Raw genomic sequence first — 5,880 nt, forward strand, 5'->3', positions numbered from 1 at the left:
CAGCTGTCACCGGTAGAGTTTGAAAAGCGTTACGCAGCGAGCCTGGAGAGTGTCTAGGAAACCCGGGGCGATTCACCTTGCGCTCCAGCCGTAAGACTTCTACATTTTTTACGGTACAGAAGTCAGCCAAGGATTTTCAAATGTCTGATTTTAAAAGAATTGAACAAATCTATTCGGACTTCGCAGATAGCTTGCGCGAGGACATTCCGGAAAATAGTAATCCCAGGAGCAATACCGTCGAAATGCTCTCTCTCAGTTATTGGTTTGAAGGGTTGAGGCAGAGAACAGGGCTCAAAACTTCCTACGCTCTAGAGCTTCATTTTGAACCAGAGTCATTTCGAAGAAATACCAACGGCACGATCCGGCATTACCGAAGCAAGTGGTAGAGGTATGAACAAAATCTAATTACGCCCAAGGCCAAGACCTTGAACAGGGTTGAGCTATTGGCACCAGGATCGACACGGGATTTGCATCATCCGCTGTGGGCGTTGATGAGGCAGGTCATCAAGAAAGAAAGAATTGATTGCGACGACTACTTCAGGTCGCTAAGCACAGAGATCCAGCTGGTACTGTTCGGCGATGGCAGCGACATTTTTTGGGACAGTCCACGACGCGAACCAACTACTCAGCTTTTGCTCGAAAAACTCGAACGTAGAGCGAGTCTTGATTCCCTGTCAGCACTGATGGCTTTGGTAATAGAAGCGGATCATCTGGGTAAGCGAGCCTTCGCGATGAAAGCGACGAGCTCTCTGCACAGAGTCCTTCTAATGCTAGCGATGGAGCTACAGGCACGAGGTGTTGCCGTCGGCCTGATCGATTGGCTTGCTATGAACGTGCTACCTCTGGGAGCGCCTGGTCACTTGCAGGTATGTATGACTAGCACTGACTACATCCACGCGTCAGCCCATCTAAACACGATGGTTTACCAGCATCCGCAACGGCGCGGTAAATGCCTGCCGTGGAAGCCACGCGCACAAGTCATGCTCAAACTGCTTGGCGGGGATATGGGGGTGGACGTTATGCATGCTATGCGCCCGCAATTTGCGCTGAGGACGGATGTTGGTGACATCACGGTTGACCTGATTGAAGAGTTCAAGAAGATGTCCGCGCTCAGGACATGGGGTTGGAAGTGCATACTCGACGGCACGCGACAGGTAATGCCGCCCGTAAAGTTGTTTTAAATGATCTCAGGCTGGGCATTCCGACAATCGACCGACTATTTCATACCCCCCTTAACACCGATGCGTACCTACAGTCTGATAGAAGCTTTTGGTCAAGTCCAATGCAAACGGCTGGTCACATCCAATGCAAACGACTGGTCAGTGCTGATGCAAACAGGTGGTCAGGTACGGTGCAATTCCCCAATAGACACTCAAATGAAGGAGAAATATCAATGCATAGCTTCCCTGCGCTATTAGAGCATTTGGCGCTTTTCCTGAGGGTCGTAGTAAGCGTTTTTAGGAGACGCAAAGGCCTATGAATAGGATCGTTTGAATTTCTGGCGCTTTATTTCACCTTTCGCATACGACCGGTGACCGACTCCAATGACCTCGACCATACCCCCCTCCACTTACTCTACCGAAAGCCTTTTAGCTCATGCTGCCCAACGTCTAAGCATTGCTATCAAAACAGCAAAGATGAGTTTTGGGCAGCGTTTCAGGGTGATGCACCATCAAAAGGGGCTCCGTTGCCTTTCCCGATTGGATCAACCGTGGCCGTGAAGGATTGGATGACGTACTACATCAACTGCGCTCGTAGCGTTGTTGTTCTGATACAGCCCAATCATTTGCAATGCAAAAAGGTGGTCAAATGAAGCGTAATTCCCCAATCGCCACGTTTAGTAGCGTTGTTTTCTGAAAACTCGCATTTGTTCTCAAATCCTTCAGGTGACGCGTCGAACACTTTCTGAATGGACACTGATGCCCTAATTTTTAAAAAATATCTCGTCGCCATGGACACAGTTAAATAGCGCTACAAAGCACTAATTTCGGTGGTTTCGCCAACTGTCCATACCCTGCTAACTAGCGGATGATGTCGCCAGTGCCGTCCTCAGTATTCTGGCACTTGACTGCCCAACGCTCGCTCATAATCTTCCGAGCCCTCATCCGACATTATGAGAATGACACACATCATTATGCTCGGACGCAGAGCTGACCAAAGGAACGTACAATTCCCCGGGAGGCATGCACTGCCGCTGCTCGAACGCCGGATAACAGCGAAATGGGTCAATGGCTTTGCCGCCTTTCCACCGTCACATGGTTACGAGCTTGATCTGGCAATTACACGAAAAGGAAATAACATGAACCCTGATGAGCTTTATGTTTCCGTCGACGTCGAGACTTCTGGACCTATACCAGGCGAATACAGTCTGCTTTCCATTGGAGCTTGCCTTGTAGATCAACCTGCCACGTCCATCTATCTTGAACTACGACCTGACAGTCCAAAACACGACCCAGAAGCACTGGCAGTATCGGGGCTGAGTCTGGAGAAGCTGGAGCGCGAAGGACTCACTCCGCAACAGGCGATGCTGACATTTGGTGAATGGCTGAAATCATGCTGCCAAACGGGACAGAAGGTCATTTTCGTAGGACTCAATGCACCGTTTGACTGGTCATTCGTCAACTACTACTTCCACAAATACTTGGAAACCAACCCCTTTGGATTTACCGCTATCGACATGAAGGCCTACTTCATGGGAGCTGTAGGTTGCAGCTGGCAGGAAACAAAATCATCCAAGATGACCGCTGCGCTGAAGCCACTCAGCGAACCGAACCATAACGCCTTGGATGATGCTCGCTTTCAGGCAGAGCTCTTCGCGCTAATGCTTGCGGGTAAAGGTAACCGCTGACGTGCCTCCCACGGCACCGACTTGAAGCTTATCTAAGCCAAGTTGCCTCAACATATCTGCCGCCCCTGAACGACCACGCCTTGATGCCTTCTGGTTTTTCGGACTTGCCAACGATAATGGCTATTGGGTGCGGCAGATCCTGCGTATAACGCGCAGCAAATCTGAAAAAACTTCCTATGTCTGCCGGAGAAATCACCGGGACAGATTGGGGATGCGTATGCCAATAGCCCACCAGACGTAACCCTTGTTCGTTGGCAGCTTGGATCTCCTGACGGCACCGCTCCGCATCCAACTCTAGCCAAGACCAGCCTGACCGATCGGCGCAATGAGGCAACGTGGCCAAGGCCAGCAGCAACCCTTTCGGATTAACCGGGCTGACGAATAACTGTCCCCCTCGCTCCACGCCAAAAAGGCCCTGCCGATGACTATCCAAGATGTCCGCGACAGCTTGCGACACCAATAGCTCGGAATCCACCTCCGCCCATCTCCAGCGCCAAGCGATATCCGTCATACAGTTTCATCCCTATGTTCCGGCCATCCGCGCTCGAGTAAGAGTTGCTGCGCCCCCTCTGGCAGCTTGGGCCCATGGTATTGGCCTCCTAGGCTCGGCACATCTTCAGGCCTGTAGATGCTGCTGACCCAAGATGCAGTGCCGATGTTGCCGGTCAATGCGCGTAAAGCCGTGTGCGACACCATAGAGGCAATATTGGTCATACCCAGCGACCCGCCTGGAATAAAGCTCTCCCCACACGCGGGCAGTGGAACCACACCTCCTCCCGGCCACTCTGTAAACTTATGAAGAAAATCGCCGATGTCCGTGAATAAATGACGGCCATCAAAGATACCGGCTGGTGCGAATAGTGCGTGGCCCACCTGGGTATAAGGTTCGCTCCAGGCTTGTAAAAGTCCCCAAGAAACGCCGCTGGATTTGGCTCGCCATACAGTGACCTCCGACTGCCAGTCTGCTGTCGTAATCACGACAAGATCTGCGTTATCGAACACTTCTGGTTTGCTGCTCATCACTACTTCTGCAAAAGTCGAATAAGCGGTGCATTCTGTAGTCGGAAGATCTAACAGAATCTTGTCCCTCAACGCTGAGGCTTTCAGCCTCCCTAGGCTATCCGCTCCCAGAACGTGCCTACCCAGATTGGCTGACACCAAAGTGTCAGGATCGATGAGGGTAAGGTGGCCGACACCGGAGCGTGCCAACTGTATTGCCACCGCACTGCCTAACGAGCCAACGCCAACACAAACGACCCGAGCATTTTCAAGGTGCTTTGCTGTGCCGCTTATATCGCGGGACAGAATGGACGCACGATCAAGCACGTCTAGGGCAGTTGCGCGGACGAGTGCCGGAGGATGTGCATTTGCTATGGCTGGCCGGCGGCGCGCTGTGCGCAAGCCAAACTTTGCCCCCCGCTCTTGCTGTACGCCAAGCGAGCGCACATTGAGGCAATAAGTTGGAGCATCCGTCCCCCCAGGAAGCTCCAGGACAATCCATCGACTCGCCAACGTTCCATGCAGCTCAAACCATGCCAGCAATTGCTCGGCATCGTCTGGTTGAAGGTGTGGCGTTAGCCACAGCAATAAATCTTCTGGATCCGGGGTGCGGATATCCGGATAAGTCTGAAGCTTGACGTAAAAACCGGGAGTTTCGGCCGCGCGAATGACAGCGGAGCGCCCGACAACCCGTCGGTAATGCCCTTTGAGTGCAGCTATGTTCGATGCTAGCCAAACCGTTTCCTGACCGGATGGCACAGCCCGGCGCGGATCGCTGAGAGCAAACAACTGCGAGGCGGTCTGAGGTCGATCCAAAAGTAAGAGGTTCTGGAATGACTGACCGTGCTGAAAAGACCAGTAGGTAGTGATCTCATTCTGAAATTCGATATCGCGCGTTGTCTGGCTTGATCCCATTTTGGACAACGAAACGATCTGGGCCAAGCGCGCAAGGCTGTCCTCTACCACGACCTCCGGGGAGCCCATAATGGGGCGCTCCTGAAAGCCATGAAGACAAAGCCCCGACTTGGTGGCATGCGGCCAAACCAGCCATGGAGAAGGTTCGACGTTCAGCCGCAAGAGCCCACGGGGAAAGTTGGAGGGGAAACCTATACGCAGTCGCCGCTCCTGCCCCGTGTAATCGATGGGCAAGGGGAAGTGAAAGCACGCCGCTTCGTCAGCCCGCATGGGTGCGGGCTGGAGCAATGCATCGGCCGCATCCTGACCTAGGGTGTTTCGCAGTGCCGCGATTCCGCGCTGCAATGGCGTCTTAATAGGATCAGCCAAGGCGTCCAACTGGCTTTACGCTCGACTGAGAGGTTCCGCCACCGCTGGCCCCTCCGAAGAGCGAACCCATCGAAGCAGAGTTTCGAGTAGTGCCATCCGGTCGGCCGGGCATCGTCCAATTCGCAGGGATCTCATTGTTCACTACCGTAATGAGTGCCGGTGCAATACCGAAATTCTTTTTCACTGCCTCGGCAAAGGAATCGTTGGATTCAAAACTTTCCAAACCCAATGACACAGATGCACTGGCGTCCGCATGCCACTTGGCAAATGATTGACGATAGCCTTGCCCCTCACCCGGTCGATTCCACTTCTCTGCAAAGTTTTCGCCATTATCGGCAGGGTTGCAGACAAAGAAATCGCTACCTCTTTGCGCGATGTGCTGCGGCATTCTGCGAACGATTTCCAAAATTGCATCGAGCGGTGCCAAAGGCTTCGACTGGGACTCCTTCACGACATCTAGGTACGCGTGAGTGGCCAAAGTGGTGATAACAGCAGATATGGGGCGAGTATCAGCGCTCCTTGTTTTGATGGCCCATTCATCGCGATGCCGCTTAAGCAGCTTTATGGTCGCACGCAGGGGATCTAGATCGATGTAGTCCTGATAATGCGGCAAAGGATCTTGTGTCGCGGCATCAAGCATTCGCTGGCTTTTGGCAATTGCCAAGCTTTCCATAGGGATGGTCTGAAGTAGGCCGCTATTTTTCGACTGCTGAGCCATAGGTGCTTTCAAAAAACGGCAGCCGTTCAAA

At 52.7% G+C, this 5,880-nt stretch carries 4 protein-coding genes and 1 pseudogene; 2 read left to right on the top strand and 3 right to left on the bottom strand.

The genetic code is table 11. The annotated features are described in order from the left end of the window. The first annotated feature begins 467 nt into the window (after positions 1–467). Together GHO42_RS25955 and GHO42_RS01790 are read left to right on the top strand one after the other, a co-directional pair. Positions 468–1,181, top strand: a complete 714-nt coding sequence (locus tag GHO42_RS25955) for a hypothetical protein (protein ID WP_256670696.1) — start codon at positions 468–470, stop codon at positions 1,179–1,181. 1,118 nt (positions 1,182–2,299) lie between these two features. Next, positions 2,300–2,848, top strand: coding sequence for a 3'-5' exonuclease (locus tag GHO42_RS01790; RefSeq protein WP_153328938.1), 549 nt, complete (start codon positions 2,300–2,302; stop codon positions 2,846–2,848). 28 nt (positions 2,849–2,876) lie between these two features. Here the strand turns inward: GHO42_RS01790 and GHO42_RS01795 are convergent, their stop codons facing one another. The 3 genes and pseudogenes from GHO42_RS01795 to GHO42_RS25640 form a co-directional block, all read right to left on the bottom strand. Continuing rightward, entirely contained in the window at positions 2,877–3,359 is a 483-nt protein-coding gene (locus GHO42_RS01795) for a Mov34/MPN/PAD-1 family protein (RefSeq protein WP_153328936.1), read from the bottom strand. After that, positions 3,356–5,140: a ThiF family adenylyltransferase gene (locus tag GHO42_RS01800; RefSeq protein WP_153328934.1), complete on the bottom strand. Its 1,785-nt coding sequence runs from the start codon at positions 5,138–5,140 to the stop codon at positions 3,356–3,358. The genes GHO42_RS01795 and GHO42_RS01800 overlap by 4 nt, the downstream gene beginning before the upstream one ends. Further along, a pseudogene (locus tag GHO42_RS25640) lies at positions 5,124–5,880 on the bottom strand (nucleotidyltransferase); the annotation flags it as partial. The pseudogene GHO42_RS25640 and the gene GHO42_RS01800, both read right to left, overlap by 17 nt.

Origin of the sequence: Pseudomonas sp. FSL R10-0056 (assembly GCF_009600105.1) — a bacterium.
In the GTDB taxonomy this organism is placed as follows: domain Bacteria; phylum Pseudomonadota; class Gammaproteobacteria; order Pseudomonadales; family Pseudomonadaceae; genus Aquipseudomonas; species Aquipseudomonas bubulae.

What these genes read in the sequence shown, in the direction of transcription:
- GHO42_RS01790 (WP_153328938.1), top strand. Translation starts at nt 2,300, where the DNA reads ATGAACCCTGATGAGCTTTATGTTTCCGTCGACGTCGAGACTTCTGGA.
- GHO42_RS01795 (WP_153328936.1), bottom strand. Translation starts at nt 3,359, where the DNA reads ATGACGGATATCGCTTGGCGCTGGAGATGGGCGGAGGTGGATTCCGAG.